The following is a 22,118-nucleotide window of genomic DNA, read 5'->3' as shown; positions in this document are numbered from 1 at the left end:
CATTATTTTTTGTATCTTTGCAACTGATAATATCTTGTTATTATCCCAACGATTATGCAAGAAACGAATAATATATTAGCAATATTAGATAACTACCTCCACGACAATCCTGATGAGATTGCAAAGGAGATGGCAAACGACTTCAGAAGACGAAGAATAGAGAAGAATCTGACACGTGAGCAAGTGGCAGACAAATCGGGCGTTGCCGTCAGCAACATCACCAGATTCGAACAAAAGGGCCTCATCTCCCTCAAGAATCTGATAGGTATCGCCATAGCTTTGGAATACACCTCAGAAATCAAGAACGTCTTCTCGCAACCCAAGTACTCCACCATGGAGGAGTTGCAACAGATAAAAAGAAACGCTAACAAGAAAAAGGCTTACAGACAATGAAACATATAGAATCTTTAGCCGTGAAATATCACCAGGAGAAAGTCGGCACTCTGTCATTGAGTGCCGATGGAAAGGTATGCACCTTCGAGTATGACAATCTGTGGTTGGCATCTGGCTTTAGTATATCTCCGCTGGAATTGCCACTGAAGCCCGGTCTTTTCATTGCCAAAGCCACCCCTTTCAACGGGAACTTTGGCATCTTCGAAGACAGCCTTCCCGATGGATATGGTAGATACCTATTGCATAAAGCCTTGCTAAAAGAGGGGATCAACGACTTTGAGCTATCTGCTCTTGACCGACTGAGCATCGTGGGCAATGGAGGTATGGGCGCATTGACCTACGAACCTATAACTTCTATCCAGACAGGACACGAGATAGAGGACTTTGACCTTTTACAAGCCAAAGCCTTGGAAGTACTGAAGGAGCAACAGGATAATGACGCAGGATTGCTATTATATAATAGTGGTAATAGTGGCGGTTGTCGCCCGAAAGCCATTTTTACAAACGAGGATGGTCATTGGCTGGTCAAGTTTCGCCATACCTATGACCCTCAAGATATGGGAAAGCAAGAGTATCATTATAATGAGATAGCCAAGCAATGTGGTATCCAAGTACCCGACTTCAAACTGGTAAACAACAAGTATTTTGCCTGCCGTCGCTTCGACATTTCTCCAACAGGCGAACGCATTCACGTAGCCACAGCTGGAGCCTTACTCAACGTTTCCCTTTCCAACCCCATTCTCGATTATCTCAACCTTTTGGCGCTTACAGGTTATCTTACCCAGAGCCAGGAGGATGTGGAAGAGATGTTCCGCCGCATGGTTTTCAATTATATAATGGACAACAAGGACGACCACTGCAAGAACTTCTCTTTCTTGGTTCAGAAAGAGAGCGATGGCAAATGGCACTGGCATTTAGCTCCTGCCTACGACCTCACCCATTGCACCGAGGGATATAATGGAGAACACGCAACATCTGTAAATGGAACAGGGCATCCGACCGTAGAGGATATGATTGCCGTTGGTGTAAAGAATAAAATGAAGGAAAAGAGATGCCGAGAAATCTACAAAGAGATATCTTTACAGGTTAATTCTGGTGGAAATATCTCTTAAGGGAAGATTTTATTTCCCTTAAGGAAAAATATATTTTCCCTTAAGGCAAAAAATAAATAGCCTTAAGGGAAAATTTTCAATCTTTTCTTCCCCCATTTTCCGGGAGTTTTTTCTAGATTATCTCTTTCTAGAATATTGTTTACATTTGCTATTTCTGCTTCAGATAGTTCATCTGAACATTAGGAGCGCAGGCATTGCTTGTCTTCTCGGTGTATTCAGACACCTTCAATGTAGCAGTACCCTTGATGTTCTCCACATCACTACCTACCTTGAAGAGATAGTTACCTGCATCTACCTTCCACTGGCTGTTAGCCTCATCGAAGCTGGCAAGATCGCGCTTTTCAAGTGTCATCTTCAAAGTCTGGCTCTCACCTGGATTCAGCAACTTGGTCTTGCCGAAGGTCTTGAGTTCCTTGGCTGGCTTCTCGTAAGCACCCTTTGGAGCGGTGACATAAACCTCAGCAACTTCCTTACCGGCAACCTTACCGGTATTCTTGATGGTTACGCTTACCTCAATGTTATTGCCTTTTGCCTTAACAGATGGCTTGCCAAACTCGAAGGTAGTATAGCTCAAACCATAACCGAACGGATAAGCCACATTCTTATTGAAGGTGTCGAAGTAGCGGTAGCCTACGTAGATATCCTCCTCGTGGTTGCTATAATCGTAACCCTTGATATTACCCTTGCTCCAATCCTGCAGGTTCTTGTAGGTGTACATATCGTAATCCTTGGCGAAGTTGGCAGTAGATGGATGATCGGTAGCAGCGATAGGCCAGGTCATGGTCAACTTACCCGATGGATTCACCTTACCGGTCAGGATATCAGCTACAGAGTTACCGCCCTCGATACCTGGCTGCCAAGCTACGAGGATAGCATCCACACGGTCTCTCCAGCTGGCTGTCTCCATCACAGAACCAGAGTTGATGATCACAATCACCTTCTTGCCCTTGGCATGGAAAGCATCAGATACACGGAAGATCATATCCTGCTCTATCTGACTGAGGTTGAACTCACCATTGATCTGGCGATCCATTCCCTCACCTGCCTGACGGCCGATGGTGATGATGGCTGCATCCGCCTTTGGCTCCTCGCTGGCTACACAGCGCTCGGTAATCTCGATTTCATCGAGCTTTGGCTGACCCTGATCCAGGAACCACATCATCGGATTCTTGTCTGCCTTCAACTTAGCCTTGGCATACTTCACATAATTCTGATAGATTTCCGTAAGCTGAGGAGTAGTTGCCACACCGATGTTCTTCAAACCGGTAACCATATCTACAGAATAGCCTACATTAACGGCTCCACTGCCAAGACCACCCGACATGAAGTCGTAAGAATTGACGCCGAAGAGCGCTACGGTCTTCAAGCCCTGGATAGGAAGAGCGGCATCATTCTTCAGGAGCACCATACCCTCGGTAGAACTCTGACGGGTGATGGCTGCATGAGCCTTCAAGTCTGGCTCACCACTATATTTATATCCCTTGAATCGAGGAGTCTTCACGATATATTCGAGCATACGGCGAACATTGCGGTCCACATCCTTGATATCCAACTTGCCATTCTTTACGGCATCAACAATATCCTGCACCTGTGCTGGATAACCCGGCATCATCAAGTCGTTGCCAGCCTCAACTTCCTGTTCCAGTGGAAGGTCGGCACGCTTACCAATCCAGTCGGTTTCCACGATTCCCTTGTATCCCCAGTCGTTGCGGAGAATATCGGTAAGAAGGCCCTTGTTGCCCTGGGCATAAACACCATTGATCTTGTTATAGGCAGACATGATAGTCCAAGGATTGCTCTTGCGAACCATCATCTCAAAACCCTTCAGATACAACTCACGGAGAGCACGCTGGCTCAATCGCTCATCCACCTTGGTACGGTCAGTTTCCTGAGAGTTCACAGCAAAGTGCTTGGCACTCACGCCCACACCCTGACTCTGCACACCCTGTACAAAGGCGGTTCCGATAAGACCCGTTACGATTGGGTCTTCAGAATAATACTCAAAGTTACGGCCGCAAAGCGGATTGCGATGCAGGTTCATACCCGGTCCGAGCACAACATCACAGCCATACTCCAGGGTTTCGTTACCGATAGCCTCACCCACCTTGCGCACCAGGTCGGTGTTCCAGGTAGAAGCCAGACAGGTTCCGATAGGGAAACCGGTAGCAAAGTAGCTACGGCTGTCACCTTCGCGATGAGCATCGATATGAACTCCGGCAGGTCCATCACACTGTACGGTAGTAGGAATGCCGAGACGAGGGATGGCTACAGTAGTACCCGCAGCACCCGGCACGAACTTCTTCTGATGTCCGAGCATAGCGCCACTGCCCACGAATCCATCGTTACCACCGCCCACCAGCATCTGGGCTTTTTCTTCCAAGGTCATCGCCTTGATTACTTCATCGATGTTGTTGGCATTCAATTTTGGTGCAGATTGCGCCATCATTGTTGTTGCCATCGCTCCAGCCGCAACGGTAAGAGCCAATTTCTTGTAGTTCATCATTTTGTCGTTTATTTAGTTAGTCATTACTTTTCTGTTTTTTTAGTCGTTTCATCAGGCTTATGCAGCCCCAAAGGTTACTGCATTTCTTCAAAAACTTGCTGCAAATTTAATAAAATAAGGTGGAAACACCAAGCATTTCCACCTTTTTCTTCTCTATTTCTATCAGATTCTTTCCGGATTTAACAAAAGATATAGTAAGAGAATAACATACTATACATATCCCAGACTAAGACTAGTTCTAATATTTAATCTGGAAGTAATCGAGCAGACGCTTATAGAAGTCCTGTGCAGTAAGACAAGTATCCATCAGATAACCTTTAATATGATTCCATTCGTGCAATCCTCTATAATAAAACATCTTCAACTCATCTGTAATGATAAACGGAACGATACCATTGCTTAGGCACTCCTTGAACATGATCAGTCGTCCTACCCTTCCATTACCATCCTGGAAAGGATGAATAGACTCAAAGCGCTGATGGAAATCGATAATATCCTCCAGCGTTTTTACTTTCTTGGCATTATACTCCTTCAGCAACCTTACCATCTCCTTGTGTACCATTTCCGGTTCACAAGTATCAATGCCCCCCACTTCATTTGGAAATCGCTTGTAATCTCCCACCATAAACCAATCTTTGGTGCTATCAGAAGTTCCAGACTTGAGGATAAGATGAAGTTTCTTGATGAAGTCTTCGGTCAACTTCTCATCAGCCTGCTCGATAATCAAATCGATACACCTGAAGTGATTGGTTGTCTCAATGATATCATCCACCCTTACACTTTGGTCGGTAATGCCTATCGTATTGGTTTCAAAAATAAAACGAGTCTGCTCATGCGACAACCTGCTTCCTTCGATATGATTAGAATTATAGGTTAAGTCTATTTGAGTACGATGATAAATGCCTCCTTTCAGCTTCATATTCTTCTGTTCCCGAAGGATAGAAAGAAGTGGAGAAACCTGTTGCTTCTTGGATTTACGCATAGGCAAGGTTGCATCGGCAGGAATATTCCATGTCTTTCCCACCAACACTACTCCCTCAATTTTCCCGGAAGCACAATAATTACGCGCAGTTCGTTCTGATACCCCATACTTCTGCGCAAACTCTTTCACTGATATATAATCCATATTTTATCGGCAAGTTTACGTTTGTATTTCGACTGCAAATATAGCACTTTTTGCCGATAACGGCAAGAAAACAACGAAAAAAACGATTATCCTCCCTCTTTTTTGCCGATAACGGCAAGAAAAACCGCCCAACTGCTGATGTGCGACCACATATCAGCAGTTGGGCGGTTTTAAAATATATATTGCGATAACTTACTTCGCTGTATCCTTTGAACTTCTCTTATCACGGCGATAACTGCGATAATCATCCAGCGGAATCTCAATATCAGGTTCCACCAGCTCACCCTCACGTGGCAAGGCAAACTTCTGATACTTGATGTTCAAGCCACGCTCTATCCACATACTCTCATAATAGGTCTGGATAGAGAGAATCTTACGGGTTTCCTCATCGATACCCTCCTGATGATAGAGGTCCTCGGTGCGGAAGAGTACAGGCAGATGGTTGCCATCCACCATATAAGTAGTATAGGTGAAGAGGAAGTTGGAGTCCGTCTTCAGATGGATGATACCGCCATCCACGAGGAAGTGGCGATAACGGTTCATGAAGTATGTAGATGTAAGACGCTTGCGAGGGTTCTTCATCTGCGGGTCAGAGAAGGTGAGCCAGATTTCCTGCACCTCATCCTCGGCAAAGAAGCGGTCGATAATCTCGATGTTGGTACGGAGAAAAGCCACGTTCTTCTGTCCTTCCTCTATCGCCTTCTTGGCACCGGTCCACATTCGTGCACCCTTGATATCCACACCGATGAAGTTCATTTCAGGATAGAGCTTGGCAAGTTCCACGGTATATTCACCCTTGCCGCATCCCAACTCCAGCACGATAGGATTATCATTGTGGAAATACATCTCACGCCACTTGCCCTTCATATCGAAAGGCACGTCATCTACAACACTATATGGATACTGGAACACGTTCTCGAAACGCTCCATATCCGCAAACTTAGCTAATTTTCCTTTGCTCATTGATTCTTTTTTTCTTCGTTTGGGTACAAAGGTAATCATTTACCGATAATTATACAAATCGTATAATAGAAATTGTATAATATTAACGTAAAAAGAATCGCCAGAAAGCTATTCCGCCTGAATACCGAAGTACTCGTTGAGTTCGGCGATGGCAGCGCCATCGGCATTAGGAAGATCCTTCACCAACTTGCCTTTCTCCAGCAGAAGGATGCGAGAGGAGATGTCGGCAACGAAGTTGAGGTTATGGCTGGAGATGATGACCGTGGTGCCCTGCTCCTTGCAGATGCGCTGAATCATGTGGGCGATAGTCATCTGAGAAGATGGGTCGAGATAGTTGAATGGCTCATCCAGGAGAAGAACCTTCGGATTGATGATCATCGCTCCAATGATGCCAATCTTCTGTCGGTTGCCCTGAGAGAAATCACGGAGATACTTCTTGGTTCCCATGATTTCATCGTGCATAAAGCCCTCAAACTGCGCCAGTCGCTCCTGCAAGGTTTTATCGTCGATGTTATAGACATCAGCGATGAAATCGAAGTATTCCTCAGGGGTGAGGAAGTCGATGAGGAATCTGCCGTCGATGTAACTGCCGGTATATTCCTTCCACGTCTCACTCTCGTTCACCTTCTGTCCATTGCTTTCCACGAAACCATCATCAGCCTGAATCAGGTCGAGAATCAGACGGAGCAAGGTAGTCTTGCCCGCACCATTATTACCTACGAGTCCTATCAACTCGCCCTTTGCAACACCCAGATTATCAATATCGAGTACGGTATTGCCATTATATATCTTCTTGAGATTCTGAATCTTAATCATTTTACTTTGAACTTTGAATTTTGAACATTGAACTTTGAACTTTATGATTACTCTCCTAGCTTTCCATGAACTTCTCCATGCGCTTATACTTGTTCTTCTCGAAGATGGCAGCAATCTTGGCGATGAACCATTTATGGATGGCGATGCTGATGACTGCCAGCGCTACGCAGGTGATAAACCATGCCGTCTCACCGAAGAAATGATAGATGGCACAGACACCTGCCAGCGGGAAGAGGAAGGCGATGGCATAAAGATTGATCTTCAGATTCGCTCCCTGCATGCTGAACATGGAAGTCTGGAATATCTCCAGACGGGAAGAGAAGAGTGCCGTAGGCAGATTGAAGAGATTGATGAATACTGCCAGACAGAAACCGCCAATGAGCACCTGGTGTCCGATTCCTATCTGCAGAAAGAGGAACGGAAGGGTGAGCAACAAGGCGACAGCACTCACTACCATATAATAATAGAAGCAATTCTGCAGCATCTGCATCACCTTCACCGGCTTGGTCATCAAGCCATGGAAGAAGTTTGCCTCAATACCAAAGGTCCATTGCGACAATACCACCGATGGCAACAGGATGGCACCCACCACATAGAGGGTAGTCATAGCCACCTTATCCCCCATTTCCTGTCCCGGCTCTAAAGGAATCTGGGCGTAGAAATAGGCATCGATGAGGAAGATGGCAGTAATCAGAATCACCATCTTACGGATGCGCTTCGCTCTCAATGTACCGATATATTGCAGGCTGAAGAGATTGATATGGCTGAAGCCACGGAACTTGGAAACCTTCTGTTTCTGCTCGTTATAAATCTTTTCGTGATAGAGATAGGCGGTAAGTCCGGTGAATACCGCTCCTGCAAGGAAGAAGAGACCTATCCATCCCATATATACCGGGTAGAGGGAAACCACAATCATGAATCCTATCAGCACGGCAAACATTCCCATCCATCCCAATATCAAAGGCCATTTCAGAATCCACTCCGTTGTCTTGCGGTAACAGGTGATATAGATGCCGTTGATGAAAGAGAACTCCAGGAACAGGAAAAAGCTGGCGACAGCCTCAGCTGCCGGCAGAAGATAGATGAACACCGGAAGCGTAAGCACCGGAAGCACATAGTTCCAGAAGCTCATGAGATTGGTAGTGAGCAGGAACTTGTTCCAGATTTTCTCAGGCACAGGGCGCGACTTCACATAATCATCCATTGCCGTAATATCCCGCTTCATCACCATCTTCATGATGATGTCAGGAATCAGCATACCGATTACGATGCCGGCTCCCAACAGGGCAGGCATGTCCTCTTCCTTCAGTTCTCCTCCACTCTCGGTAAAGCCCTGGTAGAAGCTGAAGCCCATCACCACATACAGGAAGATGAGGTAGCACACCACGAAGGCATCTCTCTTGCGGAAGTTACGGCGCTGTTGCAGCCACCATAACCTTAACAGTAATTTCAACATAATTCATTCGTTTCATTGGTTTATGGATGCAAAGGTAAACAAAAAACTCAGAAAACAATAACAAAAAGAAAGAAATAACATAAAAATAACATGAGATAAAAAGAAAAAGAAGAAGATATCCGATGCTACAAAAAGAAAAACAGCACCTTCCTCCCGAAGATGCTGCTCACTTTCTAAACTAACATTAACTAAATGTATCAACTATTCATCAAAACTATTAAAACCTAAAGCCTATGTTTATGCCTGATTGCCCGAAAAAGGCGGATTACTCATCCGTCTTTACTGGCAAGATATTATCATCCTCATCATAGAAGAGAGGAGCTACCTTTACGCTGCGAAGCCAGGTTGTATCATTTGATGGCACGCAGTCGTGATGGAACAGATACCACTGTCCCTTGTACTCACAGATGCTATGATGGGTTGTCCAACCTACTACTGGCTCCAGGATAACACCCTTATAAGTAAATGGTCCATAAGGATTATCACCTACTGCATAGCAGAGATAATGAGTATCACCCGTAGAGTAGCTGAAATAATACTTGCCCTTGTACTTGTGCATCCAGCTAGCCTCGAAGAAGCGATGAGAATCATCGGCTGACAATACCTTACCCTCCTCGTCAACGATGACAACAGGCTTTGGCATTTCTGCAAACTGCTGCACATCATCAGTCATCATGGCTACACGAGATGGTAACGGATTCTCCTTGCCCTCTGGAAGATGCTCATCCTTCAGTGCCTTGTTGTCCTTGTACCACTGAAGCTGACCGCCCCAGATACCACCGAAGTAGCAGTAAATCTTGCCATCATCATCCTTGAACACACAAGGGTCGATGCTGTATGACTTGCGGATTGGGTCGGCATTCGGAACGAAAGGACCTTCAGGCTTATCAGCCACAGCCACACCTAGATGGAACACGCCATTATAATCCTTGGCAGAGAAGATGAGATAGTACTTGCCATCCTTCTCTACTACATCGTTGTCCCACATCTGCTTCTCAGCCCATGGCACATCCTTCACATCGAGAATCACACCATGATCGGTTACTTCACCTTCCATCACATCGTCCATAGAGAGAACGTGATAGTCTTTCATCTGGAAGTGACCGCCATCATCGTCGAAGCTTTCGCCGCTGTCCCAGTCATGAGATGGGTAAACATACAGGCGACCGTTAAACACATTGGCAGATGGATCTGCCATATAATCCTTAGGGAACAAATATCTTGCTTTCATGATTATCTTTTATTTTAAGAGATGTATAATATTATCTAAAGAGATTACTATTTAAAGAGATTGACGATTTCCTTCACCACTGGCTTCACCTCGTTGTTGCGGTCGATGAGCAGTGGATAGTTGGTTCTGCCTGGGATAGGCCAGCCATTCAACCAAGAGTGACCATCGTTGACACCCCAGAAAGTAACACGACTGATGACATCCTTGTGACGCTCTACAATCTTGAAGAGATCGAGATAACGCTGGTTGAAGAGTTTCTGTGCCTTCTTGTTAAGTCCCTTCACGTATGGATTGTACTTCTTCTGAAGTTCAAACTTCTGGCTGATTTCCGCACCGCCGAATCCTTCCGGATTAGGAAGCATGTTCATATCCAGCTCAGTCAGCATCACCTTGACACCTTCACCTGCAAAAGCCTCGATGCTCTTCTCATACTCAGCATAATCAGGATAATCAAAACCATTGTGGCTCTGCATACCTACTGCATCGATACGGAGACCCTTCGCCTTCAAATCGCGAACCAGCTTGCAGATAGCCTCTCGCTTAGCTGGCTTCGAAGTAGAATAATCATTATAGTAAAGCTCTACGTTAGGGTCAGCCTCATGCGCAAAGCGGAAAGCCAGTTCGATGAACTCCGGGCCGATAATCTTATAATATAGAGACTTGCGGTAAGAGCCATCATCCTCGAAAGCTTCGTTCACAACGTCCCATCCCTTTACTCTACCTTTATAATGAGTAACCACATTCATGATGTGATTATACATTCTGCCGATGAGCACTTCACGGCTTACCAGATTACCCTTATCATCGGTAAACATCCACTTAGGTGGCTGAGAATGCCAAACCAGGCAATGACCTATCAAGGTTTTTCCGTTCTTCTCAGCCCAGTCAGCGAGTTTATCACCATCGGTGAAATCAAAGCGATTCACCTCCGGATGATTTTCCTCGCCCTTCATACAGTTCTCGGCAACCACCTGGTTAAACTGTTTCTTCACTACTTCCTCACCTGCCGGATCTTGTCCGTCTGTCAGAGAAGTATTAACGGCAGCACCCACCAGGAAGTACTTGCCCATGGTCTCCTGGAATGTTGGGATTGTCGTATTATTATTGCCTTTCTGGGCAAATGCTGCCGAAGCAAGCATCAAGCCCAATGCAAAAGTCGATATTTTCTTCATGTCTAATTTATATTTTTCTCATTTTTAAATGTTACTTTCCCTGTTTGTGTCGAGCCTCGATCTTCTTGTTGATATCATCGATAACCGCATCTGTCAACTCATACTTCGAGATAATGAAGATGGCGAGCAGCAACAAGGCAGCAGGAATGACACATACCAACCAGAGAATACCCTCCTGAGCCTCAGGAGTCTGCTCCACGGCCTTCGGATTGTAAGCCACGTAAGCAAGGATGGCTGGAGCCACCACACTACCCAAGGTCATACCCGCCTTGAAGAAGATGCCCGTCAAGGCATTCACGATACCTGCTATACGCTTGCCACTCTTATACTCTCCATAAGAGATAACCTCAGGAACAAGAGCCCACATATAACCCGTAGCTACAATAACACCCGTTGACTTAACAAACTGGGCGATATAGACGAGCATCATACTTGGCTGCTCCATCTTTGCTACCAGATAAAGGAATGCCATACCCACGATGGCGATGCCCAGGAACACATAGAACATGTTCTTCTTGCCGATTGCCTTCTTGATCATAGGCACCAGTGGCATGAAGATGAACGATGGTGCCGAACCCAAACCCATGAAGATGGAAAGCTGCTCGGAGGTTCCGTGAAGGTTGCTGTTCATGAAGTAAGCTCCTGCCGCATTGCCGATAGACATCATGGCGAAGGCGGTGATGAAGAAGAAGGCTATGATACGCAAAGGACGGTTGTGGAAAAATTCCATCCAAAGGTCGCTTATCTTCACATTGGCGCTCTCCTCGGCATTCATTACCACACGCTCCTTACACTGTGAGAAACAGAAGAGGAGCAACAACAAACCAATGACGGCATAGATGGTCATGGTGGTAAACCAAGCCACCGGATCCTTAGGCAAACCATCCGACTGCTGGTCGGTAAAGTATGCGATGAGCAATGGAAGACCTGAGCCTACAGCCAAACCGCCACAGTTTGCCATAAACATACGAACTGACGTCAACACCGTGATTTCATCGGTATCACGAGTCAGCGATGAGTTCAAGGCTCCATAAGGTACATTGATAAATGTATAGAGCAATGTCATGGCAATGTATGTGATATAGGCATAGAGCAGGGATGGTGCAAAGCCATTCCAGAAGCAGAGGATGGCAAAGCCCGAAAGTGGGATTCCTACGAATACCAGATAAGAGCGATACTTACCCAACTTAGGATTGTGCTTATCTATAAGGGCACCTACAATAGGGTCCCAAATCACATTTGCAACATTTCCTACCGTAAACATCACGGAAACGTCAACTGCATCGAGTCCATAGATATCGGTATAGAAGAACAACAAGTACATACATGTTGTCTGGAAGATGAGGTTTTGTGCCAAGTCACCAGAACCGAATCCGATGCGCTGCAACCAATTCAATTTGTAGAATCCCTGGGATTCCTGTGAATTCTTTTCCATATCTTTATTCTTTTATTTCAATTTTTCTGCGGCAAACTTGCCCATAGCTTCATATCCCTTAGGGTTGAGATGCAACCAGTCGTCTGAATATTCAGCCTTCAGGCGCTGAGGGTCTTTCGGGTCGCGGGTTAATTCATCGAAATCGATGACCTCGTCGAAGGCACCGCTCTTTCTAATCCATTCGTTCACGGTTTGGCGCATTGCCTCATGCCAGAAGGAATACCATCCGTTGCCCTTAGTTGGGGTAATGGTTCCGCCATACACCTTAATGCCTTTAGCCTTGGCTTTTGCTATCAGCACCTTGTAGCAAGCTATCAGGGTATCTGTTACATGTTCATAATTTCCTCCGCAGCAACCGATATCGTTGGTTCCTTCGAAGATGATGAGCTTATCCACACCAGCCTGTCCCAGGATGTCACGGTCGAAACGCTTCATGGCTGGTTCGCTCAATCCGCCTTGCACCACGCAGTTGCCACCGATACCGAGATTCAATACACCGTATGGCTTCTCTGCATTCAGGGCATCCGAGAGGAAATCGGTCCATCGGTTCTGATGGTTGGTAGTACTTCCACGGCCATCGGTGATAGAGTTTCCGAGGATAGCCACCACAGGGGTAGCCTTATCGGTCTTCACATCAATGGCTGAAAGATTATACCAGTGATCCACCTCCTCGCCATCATCAAAACTCTTATCCATCGGTTTAGGAGTACGATGCAAACCGTTTACTATATAAGATGTGGTACGTGAACCACGATGGGATGTTGCATTCACTGGAGTCTGCTTGCCATAGTCGATGGTAATCGTGAGGCGCTGTCCACTCTTCAAGGCATATTTCAAATCATCTGAGAAGATAGCCTTGCCAGGAGCAATGGTTACATTCTTCTTGCCATTAAACTTGAGATACTTCACGGTCTTACCATTCACAAACCAGTTGCTGTCCTTATCGGTATCTGCAATATACACCGATTTGATTTCCACCGGTTCCTTGCTCTGTTCATTGCTGAGCTTCACTCTGAGTTCATTTCCGCCAAAGGATACATGAACCACCTGTCGGCAAGAGCGGTTGCTCAAGCTTTCCTTAGGCATATCTCCTTTGCCAGTCCATTCCACTGCAGTAGCCCAAGAGCCTTTCCACACCTTCTGAGCGAAAGCTACAGAACTTGACGCAGCCAATACGAGCGCCAAAGATAAGATTTTTATTGCTTGTTTATTCATTGTTATTATGATGCTTTTAATGTTTCTATTGTTGTTGACGATGCAAATTTACTAATAAGTTATGAAATAACAGGTATTTTATAGTTACCATTACTTTTCTATTTGTTTCATACTCACAAAAAAGACACAAAAAGATAAAGAAACAAAAAGAAACGAAACATATTGTTACATTAGAATTTGTTTCTTCCATTGTTTTTTGTTACTTTTGCAGCCATAATAACCTATTTAAATAAGAAACGGACAAAAATATGAAGCATATCAGACATTGCCTCACGGCACTCTTCGCTATCGCCTTATCGCTTATGGTATGGGCCGACAGTGGTGAACTCTTCACTTCGGGCAAGCTATCAAGTTCGCTCATCAACTGTATTGTGCAAGACAAGTATGGCTATATCTGGGTGGGCACGGAATACGGACTCAGCAAGTTCGACGGCTACCGCTTTACCAACTATCTGCACAACGAAGAAGACACAACCTCCATCACCGACAATATTATCTCCGACCTTCTGGTAGATAAGAAAGGTAACCTCTGGATTGGTTGCGCCAAGGGACTGATGCGCTATAATTATGAGACGAACAATTTCTCCCGTCTCCAGTTTCCTGATGGCAGAAAGCCACGCATCTATTCGATGGTAGAAAGCCATCGCGGCGATATCCTGCTGGGCACGGCAGGTTACGGTCTCTACTCCGTGAAGAACAACGGCATAGAGAAAACGGCAAACAACAGATTCACCATCAAATGGGAGAGAGCATACACCGAGCGCGACTCGGATGTATTCTTCACCCATATCTACGAAGACAAGCACCAATATCTCTGGCAGAGCAGCCACCTGTCAACCTTCACCCGATTCATCGAGCAGCAAGGCAAGGTGCAGCGCAAAGACTTCAAATCGCCATACGGAGCCCCTGTGGCATTCATCCAGCATCGCCCGCAAGCCATGCTCATCGTCTGCATGTATGGCATCATCTACTATGACTACCGCACGGGGCGTATAGCCGATGCCGGTTACGACCTGGGTACTTTCAAGAATCATGTAACCATCAACAATGCCACCTTCGACCACGAGGGCAACCTCTATATCAGCACCTCTGAACATGGAGCCCTGATCATCAAGAAGGGAAGCAATAAGGTGGAACAGCTGGAAAACAGCAACAGCAATTTCAATCTTTCCACCGCCTTCGTCAACGACATCATCGAAGACAAGGACAACAACCTCTGGATAGGCTGTTACAAGAAAGGTCTCTATCTGCTCAACCAGCGCCAGCAAGCCTTCAGCAGCTGGAGTTTCTCGGCACAGAACTACATCATCGGCAGCAGCGTTTCTTCCATCGCCCCTGGCGAGAATGGCGAAACATGGTGTACGGTGCAAAACAGTGGCGTATTCTGTTTTGATGCTTCAGGAAAGATTATCGCCCACCCTACCTCGCCAGCAGGTACCTGCATCATCTACAAAGACCGCCGGGGTGCATACTGGATCAGCAACGGAAGTGCGCTCTACAGCTACAATCCGCATACGGGAGCCTATCAGGAAAAGCTCACCTTTACCAGCGCAGGTATCTACTGCATGACAGATGACAACCAGGGCAATCTCTATATCTCTGTATATAGCAAGGGCCTATATATATATAATGTGGAAAGCGGAAAGGTTACCGTGCTCAATATGCGACAGAGAGGAAACAAGGGATTCCTCTGCAACGACTGGGTGCGCAGCATGGCATTCGACCATACCGGTCATCTGTGGATCGGTACTTCAAATGGCGTTTCCTGCCTCAACACGAAGACACTCAACTTCAAGGACTTCGGATGGAATAACATTCTGAAAGACAGACAGGCGAATGGCATCTGCGAAGGAAAGAACGGCGATATGATTATCGGAACGGAAGAAGGGCTCTATCTTTTCGACCGAAAGAACAACAAGACCCTTGCTCTCCCTCACGCCGAAGTTCTGAAGGGAAAGCAGGTGTGCAGCATCATCAAAGACCATCAGGGCGACTTGTGGATAAGCACCACCATGGGCATTTGGCAGTATGACCAGAAGAACAGACAGTTTATCGGGCACATCAATGGCAACGGACTTACCACCCGTGAATACGTGCTGGGCTCTTCCATGCATACCGCCAGCGACCTCATCGCCTTCGGTACAAGCGACGGCATCACCACTTTCTACCCGGAAAGAGTGAGAGCCAAGAAGATGGAACTGGGAGATGTACACCTCACCAACTTCATCATCGACGGCAAGCCAATCAACTGTCTGACGGATAAGTTCACGATACCATACGAGGAGAATTCATTCACGCTGGAGTTCTCGCTGCTCAACTACAGGAACACCGACAACATCAGCTTCCAATATCGTATCAACGAGGGAAAATGGAATAGCACCAACGAAGGCTCCAACGCTGTATCATTCAACAAGTTGAAACCAGGCAGCTACACCCTGGAGGTAAGAGCCATGAGCAATGGCAACTTCTCCAAGAAGTCAACCATCATCCACATCAAGGTGTGCGACCCTTGGTATGCTTCCACCTGGGCATTTCTCCTCTATTTCCTGGCAGCAGCAGGCATCATCCTGTATATCATCTACCGATATGAGCGTCATCGCAAGGAAGACCTGGAAGAAACCAAGATGCAGTTCCTCATCAATGCCACCCACGATATCCGTTCACCGCTGACATTGATTATGGGACCGCTCAACAAGCTGAAGACAAGAATCACGGATGCCGAAAGCAAACAGGAAATCGACACCATCGACCGCAACGCCCAGCGCCTGCTGCTTCTGGTAAACCAGATACTCGACGAGCGAAAGATAGACAAGAACCAGATGCATCTGCATTGCCAGGAAACCCAACTCAGGGAATTCCTGAACGGCATCATATCGCTCTACCGTTTCAATGCAGAAGAGCGCAACATCACACTCTCGCTCCAGGAAGATGCGAGCCTCAGCGATGCCAAAGGCAAATTGCCGGTATGGATAGACCGCATCAACTTCGACAAGGTGATTTCCAACCTGCTCTCCAACGCCATGAAGTATACCTTCAATGGCGGCACCATCACCCTCATCATGGGCAAGGACGAGAAAAATGCCATCATCAAGGTACAGGATACCGGCATCGGACTGAAGGAAGAGAAGACCGACCGACTCTTTGACCGATTCTACCAAGGCAGCAACAGTAGCGACCTTCACATCGAAGGCACCGGCATCGGACTGAACCTCTGCAAGGCATTCGTAGAGATGCACGGAGGCAAGATCAAGGCATACAACCGCACCGATGGCATCAAGGGTTCCTGCTTCGAGGTAACCATTCCGCTGGGCAAGGAACATCTGAAGCCAGAAGAGATTCTCAACGAGGAAGATGACAGAAGCATCGAATCCATCGGCAAGAAAGTGCAGGCCAACCGCAACTTCAACATCCTGATAGTAGATGATGATGCTGAGATAGCCCACTACATCAAGACCGAATTGTGCGACTGGTACCGATTTGACCATGCCAGCAACGGCAAGGAAGGATTGAAGATGCTGCTCACGGGCAAGTACGACCTCGTAATAAGCGACGTGATGATGCCGGAGATGGATGGCATCACCATGCTGAAGAACATCAAGAGCAACAGCAACATCAGCGATGTTCCTGTCATCCTGCTCACCTCGAAGAGCGAAGTAGAAAACCGCCTGGAAGGTTTGCGCAAGGGAGCGGATGCCTTCCTGGCAAAGCCATTCAACATGGAAGAACTGCATATTCTCATCGACAACCTGGTGGATAATGTGCGACGCATCCGTGGCAAGTATAGCGGGGCACAAGGACAGAAAGCGAAGATTGAGCAGATTCAGGTGAAAGGCAACAACGATGCCCTGATGGAGCGAGTGATGAACTATATGAATGAACATCTAGCCGATCAGGATCTGAACGTGGAGAAACTTACGACAGATGTGGGTATCAGCCGTGCCCAACTGCACCGCAAGCTCAAGGAGATAGCGGGTGTATCTGCCGGAGAATTCATCCGCAACCTGCGATTGGAACAGGCAGCACGCCTGATAGAAGAAGGACAGATCAACATCACGCAGGTGGCTTACTCCGTGGGCTTCAACAACCAGACCCACTTCTCTACCGTGTTCAAAAAACACTATGGCATGTCGCCTAGCGAGTATGCTGAAACAAAGAGAAATGAAAAATAAACAACAAATAGAAGAGAATAAGGTATTTTTTCGTATCTTTGCAGCAGAAACAATAACAATACAAACTAATGATCTGCAAAGATATGAAGAAATACCTCATTTTATTATTTACGGTACTTACATCACTCCATGTTTCTGCACAGAGTGATGGTTCACAGTTATGGCTCGGAAAGCAGTATGCTAACTCATGCCAAGTCATCTCACAGTTGCCTAATGATGCAACAGCCAAGATTGCCAAGCAGGAGTTAGAAAACAACTGGCGTGGCAAGAATGTTGAGCTCAAGATAGACAAGAGTCTCAACCTGGGCGAGGGCTATAACATCTACGCCCGTCCTGCCCAGCAAGGCGACAACATTCAGTACGAAGCAACTATCACCGCCAGCAATCCTATCGGTTTGCTCTATGGTGCCTACGAGTTAATTCGACTTCAGAACACTGATGCCTACAACACAGGTAGCGGCAATCAGCAGAACTTCAGCAAAGCTATCGATGAGACCGAGAAGCCACAAGTGGGTCTCCGCATCCTCAACCATTGGGATAATCTCGATGGCAGCATCGAACGTGGCTATGCCGGCAAGAGCATCTTCAAGTGGGAAGAAATCAAACTCGGAAAGAAAGGCAAGGGCGGCAGCATCAGCAAGAGCCTGCACGACCGCCTCATCACCTACGCCCGTGCCAACGCATCGCTCGGCATCAACGGAAGCGTACTGAACAATGTAAATGCATCGCCAAAGATGATGACGGCAGAATATATTAATAAGGTGAAGGTCATCGCCAACATCCTGCGCCCTTACGGCATCCGAGTCTATCTCAGCATCAATTTCGCTTCGCCGATGGCTCTGGGTTATACCAAGACCGCAGACCCGTTGGATAAGAAGGTGCAGCAATGGTGGCAGAAGAAAGCCAAGGAGATTTATGCCACCATCCCCGACTTTGGCGGCTTCCTGGTAAAAGCTAATTCTGAAGGACAACCTGGTCCTGGCGATTACCACCGCACTCATGCCGATGGAGCCAACATGCTTGCCGATGCCGTGAAGCCATACGGAGGCATCATCATGTGGAGAAGCTTTGTATATGGTGCCAACCACAAGGGCGAAGACCGAGTGAAACAAGCCGTAAGCGAATTCAAGGATATGGATGGCAAGTTCAGAGACAACGTCATCCTGCAATCCAAGAACGGTCCGCTCGACTTCCAGCCCCGTGAACCATACGCTCCTATCTTCGACAACATCAAGAAAACTCCTCAGATAGCAGAACTGCAGATTACCCAGGAATATCTGGGACAGAGCAAGCACCTCACCTATCTTGCACCTATGTGGAAGGAATTCTTTGGATTCGTCAATCCAAGCAAACTGGTTGGAATCTCTGGTGTAGCCAATATCGGTGATGATGCCAACTGGTGCGGTCATCCTTTCTCTCAGGCAAACTGGTATGCCTTCGGTCGCCTGGCCTGGAATCCTTCGCTCAGCGCAGAAGAGATTGCCCACGAATGGCTCGTTCAGACTTACGAGAATCAGGACGAGAAGTTCACCAAACCTGTAGAGATGATGATGATGACCTCTCGCGAAGCCTGCGTCAACTATATGATGCCATTGGGCTTGCACCACATCTTCAAGTTCGACCACCACTATGGTCCGGAACCGGATGGTTTCATCGCCAGCTATCCATTGGAGTGGTGCCCTGTGTATTATCACAAGGCTGATGCCAAGGGTATCGGTTTCGACCGTTCATCCAAGGGAACAGATGCCGTTGGCCAGTATCCGGAGCCATATCGCAGTCAGTATGACAACATTGAGACTTGCCCAGAAGAATATCTCCTATGGTTCCATCATGTAGCTTGGGATTACAAGATGAAATCAGGCAGCACCCTCTGGCAGGAACTCTGCATGAAGTACAACATGGGAGTAGCGATGGTAGAAGTATACCGCGACTTCTGGCATACCTCAGCCAAACAGTATATGAAGGGGCATGAGCAGGAATGGCAGCATACCGATTCATTGCTCAATGTGCAGTTGGAAAACGCCAAGGAATGGCGCAATACCTGCCTCAAGTATTTTCAGACATTCTCTAAAATGAAGATTTATGAATAAAATCGTATTATCTTTTCTAGCATTATTATGCTGCATCAATATACAAGCTGGAGTGAAACTGCAAAAGCAAGGCACTGCCACTCAACTTGTTGTCAATGACAAACCGATGCTTCTCCTGGCTGGTGAGTTGAGCAACTCAGCCGCAACAAGTCCTGCCGACATCAGGAAAGCATTGAAACAGATGAAGAATAGCGGAGTCAACTCAGTCTTCGTTCCTGCATATTGGGAATTTGTAGAACCTAATGAGGGCAAATATGATTTTGCACTCGTAGACAGCGTCATCACAACTGCCCGTAAGCATAACTTGAAGATTGTCTTCCTATGGTTTGGTGCCTGGAAGAATTCCATGAGCTGCTATGCTCCACTATGGGTAAAGGAAAACACCAAGCGTTTCCCTCGTTCACTCACAGAGAACAGCAAGCCATTGGAGATATGCACAGCCTTCAGCGACAACCTGCTTCAAGCAGACAAACGAGCATTCTGCGAACTGATGAAACACATCAAAGCCATAGACAGTCAGGAGAATACCGTTATCATGATGCAGGTAGAAAACGAAATCGGCATGCTCGAATCTGCCCGCGACCACTCTCCTCTTGCCGAAAAAGCTTACAGACAACCCGTTCCTGCTCCATTGCTCAAGGCACTCAAGCTCAAGAAGAAAGGTACATGGGCAGAAGTTTTCGGAACAGACCGTTATGCTGACGAGAAATTCCAGGCATATTACTATGCTAAATATGTAGAGCAACTAGCCTCAGCAGGCAAAGCCATCTACAATATTCCGATGTATGTAAATGCAGCAATGAACAGCCGTGGCAGAAAACCTGGCGAATATCCTTCTGCCGGTCCACTAGCTCATCTGATTGATATCTGGAAATGTGGTGCACCAAGCATCGACATCTTTGCACCAGACATCTATGATACCGGTTACAAGGGATGGGTAGAGAAATACAAGCGTGCCGACAATCCTTTCTTCACTCCAGAAGTGAAGTGCGATGCCAACAGTGGCGTAAAGGCTTACTATACCTTTGGTGAAACAGATGCTATCAGTTTCAGTCCGTTTGCTCTCGATGAAGCTAACTACAAGGTGAAGAACAGTCTCAGACGTTCATACAAGGTTATCAACCAGCTCTCTCCTCTCCTGCTCCAGCATCAGGGAAAGGGCAAGAACTGGGGATTACTCTTCGACCAGAAAGACAAAGAACGCATCATCGAAGATGGCGACATCACCATGACTTGCCGCCACTTCTTCACGCTACCATGGGATCCACGTGCTACAGATGGAAGCAAATGGCCTGAAGGCGGTGGATTGATTCTGAAACTCGCCAAGAACGAATACATCATAGCTGGTAATGGTATCGTCGTAGTTTTCCAGAGCAAGACAGAAAAAGCGCAAGCTGAAGAAAAGAAACTTGGTGAGGACGGATTTGTTGACAACGGTGGAACCGAAACAAAGAAACAAACCGCTACATTCAAAGGCAAGCGTATAGGTATCGGATATGTTGACCAGATTGAAGTAGATAAAAACGGTAAATTACAGTTTATCCGCCGTGACAACGGCGACCAAGATCACCAGGGACGCCATGCCCGCATCTCATGTGGCGATAATAAAATTCTCCACATCAAGCTGTACGAATACTAAAAGGTATATAAAAAAGGTGTATCCTCGCTTGCCCGATGTATGGGGCAAGAAGGATACACCTTTTATATTATAGTTTTTTAATTTCCTGCTCTGTCAAACCGGTAATTAAAGCTATCTGCTCTATACTCAATCCATTAGCCAGCATTTTGCGGGCGATATTATTTTTCTCTTCGACACGACCTTCAGCTCGACCTTCAGCTTTGCCTTCAGCACGACCTTCAGCCCTACCTTCTTCCATACCTTCCAATCTTGCATTTCCCAGAACGTCATTTTGAATCATGATGGCATTGATGTGCTCATCGTATGCATAACGTTCTGCATCCGACATGGAATAGTATTTCAGCTTCTCACGAGCTTCCTGCAGACCTGGCGATTGGGTATCAGGTGAGATGACGCCATTCTTCAGATACTCAACCCATTCTTCCAATGGTGATTTAGCCACCTTGTTGAATTCGCGCAGCTGGTAGGCACACCTTTTTAGTATAATAAATCTAAAAATTTTTGGTTAGAACTCTACTTTCGCATATCTTTGCACTTTAAAAAAGTGGCACATGTGCCATAAATTTTAAGTAGGGGCATCTATTCGAGCCCACACGCATTTGCAGGTGATCCTTTTTCTGCAAAGATACGCTTTTCTTCTGAAAGATGCAAAGATTTTTGGGAAAATGTTTGAGTTGTAAAACTACTATTGTACTGTCAATGAGTTTATACTTGTACAACAGTAGGTTTATGGTTGTACAACTAAAGGGTATATAGTTGTACAACTAAAGGGTATACAGTCGTACGACTAAAGAGTGT

14 protein-coding genes and 1 pseudogene are annotated in these 22,118 nt (G+C 46.4%); 5 read left to right on the top strand and 10 right to left on the bottom strand.

What is annotated here, in order from left to right; all coding sequences use genetic code 11:
- The first annotated feature begins 54 nt into the window (after window positions 1-54).
- On the top strand, window positions 55-393 hold the full coding sequence (locus tag V8Z93_RS03465) for a helix-turn-helix domain-containing protein (RefSeq protein WP_439432412.1): 339 nt from the start codon (window positions 55-57) through the stop codon (window positions 391-393).
- Window positions 390-1,505: a type II toxin-antitoxin system HipA family toxin gene (locus V8Z93_RS03460; RefSeq protein WP_439432411.1), complete on the top strand. Its 1,116-nt coding sequence runs from the start codon at window positions 390-392 to the stop codon at window positions 1,503-1,505. The genes V8Z93_RS03465 and V8Z93_RS03460 overlap by 4 nt, the downstream gene beginning before the upstream one ends.
- 148 nt (window positions 1,506-1,653) lie before the next feature.
- On the opposite strand, the gene V8Z93_RS03455 is transcribed toward V8Z93_RS03460, so the two are convergent.
- The 9 genes from V8Z93_RS03455 to V8Z93_RS03415 all read right to left on the bottom strand — a co-directional run bounded on the left by V8Z93_RS03455 (window position 1,654) and on the right by V8Z93_RS03415 (window position 13,422).
- Entirely contained in the window at window positions 1,654-4,005 is a 2,352-nt protein-coding gene (locus tag V8Z93_RS03455) for a beta-glucosidase (protein ID WP_439432816.1), read from the bottom strand.
- Between the two features lie 241 nt (window positions 4,006-4,246).
- Complete coding sequence (locus V8Z93_RS03450) at window positions 4,247-5,134, bottom strand: Fic family protein (protein WP_439432410.1); 888 nt, start codon at window positions 5,132-5,134, stop codon at window positions 4,247-4,249.
- Window positions 5,135-5,326: 192 nt separating this feature from the next.
- Window positions 5,327-6,097 carry a tRNA (guanosine(46)-N7)-methyltransferase TrmB gene (trmB, locus tag V8Z93_RS03445; RefSeq protein ID WP_022121261.1) on the bottom strand — a complete coding sequence of 257 codons (771 nt, stop codon included), beginning with the start codon at window positions 6,095-6,097 and terminating at the stop codon, window positions 5,327-5,329.
- A gap of 108 nt (window positions 6,098-6,205) precedes the next feature.
- On the bottom strand, window positions 6,206-6,913 hold the full coding sequence (locus V8Z93_RS03440; protein WP_439432409.1) for an ABC transporter ATP-binding protein: 708 nt from the start codon (window positions 6,911-6,913) through the stop codon (window positions 6,206-6,208).
- 55 nt (window positions 6,914-6,968) lie between these two features.
- Window positions 6,969-8,369: a DUF5687 family protein gene (locus tag V8Z93_RS03435; RefSeq protein ID WP_439432408.1), complete on the bottom strand. Its 1,401-nt coding sequence runs from the start codon at window positions 8,367-8,369 to the stop codon at window positions 6,969-6,971.
- Between the two features lie 265 nt (window positions 8,370-8,634).
- Window positions 8,635-9,600 (bottom strand): glycoside hydrolase family 43 protein, encoded by a 966-nt coding sequence (locus tag V8Z93_RS03430; RefSeq protein ID WP_439432407.1) that lies wholly within the window; start codon window positions 9,598-9,600, stop codon window positions 8,635-8,637.
- A gap of 47 nt (window positions 9,601-9,647) precedes the next feature.
- A complete protein-coding gene (locus V8Z93_RS03425; protein ID WP_437183085.1) occupies window positions 9,648-10,772 on the bottom strand; it encodes an endo-1,4-beta-xylanase in 1,125 nt (374 codons plus the stop codon).
- A gap of 31 nt (window positions 10,773-10,803) precedes the next feature.
- Window positions 10,804-12,207, bottom strand: a complete 1,404-nt coding sequence (locus tag V8Z93_RS03420) for an MFS transporter (protein ID WP_439432406.1) — start codon at window positions 12,205-12,207, stop codon at window positions 10,804-10,806.
- Window positions 12,208-12,219: 12 nt separating this feature from the next.
- The gene (locus tag V8Z93_RS03415; RefSeq protein WP_439432405.1) at window positions 12,220-13,422 is read right to left on the bottom strand and encodes an SGNH/GDSL hydrolase family protein; all 1,203 of its coding nucleotides are present in this window, start codon (window positions 13,420-13,422) and stop codon (window positions 12,220-12,222) included.
- Between the two features lie 248 nt (window positions 13,423-13,670).
- On the opposite strand from V8Z93_RS03415, the gene V8Z93_RS03410 reads away from it, so the two are divergent.
- The 3 genes from V8Z93_RS03410 (at window position 13,671) to V8Z93_RS03400 (ending at window position 21,320) form a co-directional block, all read left to right on the top strand.
- Window positions 13,671-17,591, top strand: coding sequence for a hybrid sensor histidine kinase/response regulator transcription factor (locus V8Z93_RS03410; protein WP_439432404.1), 3,921 nt, complete (start codon window positions 13,671-13,673; stop codon window positions 17,589-17,591).
- 83 nt (window positions 17,592-17,674) lie between these two features.
- Window positions 17,675-19,681, top strand: coding sequence for an alpha-glucuronidase (locus V8Z93_RS03405; RefSeq protein WP_439432403.1), 2,007 nt, complete (start codon window positions 17,675-17,677; stop codon window positions 19,679-19,681).
- Window positions 19,674-21,320 (top strand): GH35 family beta-galactosidase, encoded by a 1,647-nt coding sequence (locus tag V8Z93_RS03400; RefSeq protein WP_439432402.1) that lies wholly within the window; start codon window positions 19,674-19,676, stop codon window positions 21,318-21,320. Before V8Z93_RS03405 ends, V8Z93_RS03400 begins: the two co-directional genes overlap by 8 nt.
- A 67-nt stretch (window positions 21,321-21,387) precedes the next feature.
- Here V8Z93_RS03400 and V8Z93_RS03395 read toward each other — a convergent pair.
- Window positions 21,388-21,783, bottom strand: a pseudogene (locus V8Z93_RS03395) (Rpn family recombination-promoting nuclease/putative transposase); the annotation flags it as partial.
- Window positions 21,784-22,118: the final 335 nt, after the last annotated feature.

It is taken from the genome of Segatella copri, from assembly GCF_051861805.1.
Lineage (GTDB): Bacteria > Bacteroidota > Bacteroidia > Bacteroidales > Bacteroidaceae > Prevotella > Prevotella copri_M.
Note: the sequence above shows the minus strand (reverse complement) of the source record. Positions and strands in the feature narration are given on the sequence as shown.